We start from the raw sequence: 1,692 nt of genomic DNA, 5'->3' as shown, positions 1-1,692 counted from the left end.
CCAATTGATGACACGCCCTAGGAAAAGAGCAAAAATACATAGGGGATCTAGCTTATGTAGGAGAAGCAGCAATTAATACACCGCATAAAAAACCAATTCATCAAAAGATATCGGTGGAAAAAAAAGAAGAAAACCGATTAAAAGCCAAAGAAAGGATTGTGGTCGAACATTTAATAAGGCTGATAAAAATTTATCGAGTTGCGTCAGAAATATTTCGGTTAAATCGCCAAAATTACGAATCAGTTATATTAACAGTATGTGGACTAATAAGATGGCGAATAGGAGCCATTGTCATTAGAGTTAAGAATTGTGAATAAATTTTGTAATAAATGCTTGGCATTCAGAAACAAAATTGATTAATTATTATCAACAAAAATCAAAAAGCCTATGAATTCGTTACTTTTGGAGAACCAGGCACAGTAGTTATAGAAACCTCAAAAGTAGCCATAGAGGGTATTTAGGGATTTTCGGAGATGTCTAATAGTTGCAACTATATTGAATCCCTATTAGGGATTGAAACTCTGCTTGCCTACCTGCGCGGGATCTAGCATTCTAGGTTGCAACTATATTGAATCCCTATTAGGGATTGAAACAGGGATAAAAATCTCACCCTGAGCAGGAACGTCACCGTTGCAACTATATTGAATCCCTATTAGGGATTGAAACCACGAAAATTTAACTGCATATTCAGTCAATAATTGTTGCAACTATATTGAATCCCTATTAGGGATTGAAACTCCGCACCTTTGGCGGTTGATTAAATTCTTCAATGGCGTTGCAACTATATTGAATCCCTATTAGGGATTGAAACGTAAAAGTCTCTGATGATTAGCTCATTTCCCGCAGGTTGCAACTATATTGAATCCCTATTAGGGATTGAAACTCGTTTGGCGCGGATTCGCTGGCTAATTTTTCAGCAGTTGCAACTATATTGAATCCCTATTAGGGATTGAAACACAATTATTCTTTAAATGCGATCGCCTCTACCAACGGGTTGCAACTATATTGAATCCCTATTAGGGATTGAAACTTATTCTGATAAACAATGGCTAGATGTGGCATCTGTTGCAACTATATTGAATCCCTATTAGGGATTGAAACTCCATCTTTCGTCACGCTTGATGCCAAAATACAGCGTTGCAACTATATTGAATCCCTATTAGGGATTGAAACGCAAGGCTGAAACCCTTACATAGCGGGATAAACAGAGTTGCAACTATATTGAATCCCTATTAGGGATTGAAACAACATCATCCGCCCCATCGGGGAACTGGTATCTAAGTTGCAACTATATTGAATCCCTATTAGGGATTGAAACATTAACGGCTATCTTTGACACCTTCCTGATAGCCCCGAGTTGCAACTATATTGAATCCCTATTAGGGATTGAAACGTAACAACTGAGTTTTTTCTACTCCGCTCAACTCCATAGTTGCAACTATATTGAATCCCTATTAGGGATTGAAACTTGAACCTAACCTAGAATGCCTTGCCTATCCTGAATGTTGCAACTATATTGAATCCCTATTAGGGATTGAAACTACAGCCACTCGCTTTTGATCCGACACTGAACAAATACGTTGCAACTATATTGAATCCCTATTAGGGATTGAAACAATTCGTGGCATATCTGCACGATTTTTTAGATTTGAGTTGCAACTATAGCAGTCGCCAGTCCAGCTAGGAACTAGA

Annotated in this window: 1 pseudogene and 1 CRISPR repeat array; the pseudogene reads left to right on the top strand. The window is 37.9% G+C overall.

Annotated elements, in window-relative coordinates:
* Positions 1–35: 35 nt before the first annotated feature.
* Positions 36–317 (top strand): annotated as a pseudogene (locus tag AM228_RS30570) (transposase family protein); the annotation flags it as partial.
* Between the two features lie 166 nt (positions 318–483).
* Positions 484–1,689: a CRISPR direct-repeat array (repeat unit 37 nt; unit sequence GTTGCAACTATATTGAATCCCTATTAGGGATTGAAAC).
* Positions 1,690–1,692: the final 3 nt, after the last annotated feature.

Origin of the sequence: Planktothricoides sp. SR001, from assembly GCF_001276715.1 — a bacterium.
Taxonomy (GTDB): domain Bacteria; phylum Cyanobacteriota; class Cyanobacteriia; order Cyanobacteriales; family Laspinemataceae; genus Planktothricoides; species Planktothricoides raciborskii.
This window is presented reverse-complemented; position numbering and strand designations above follow the sequence as displayed.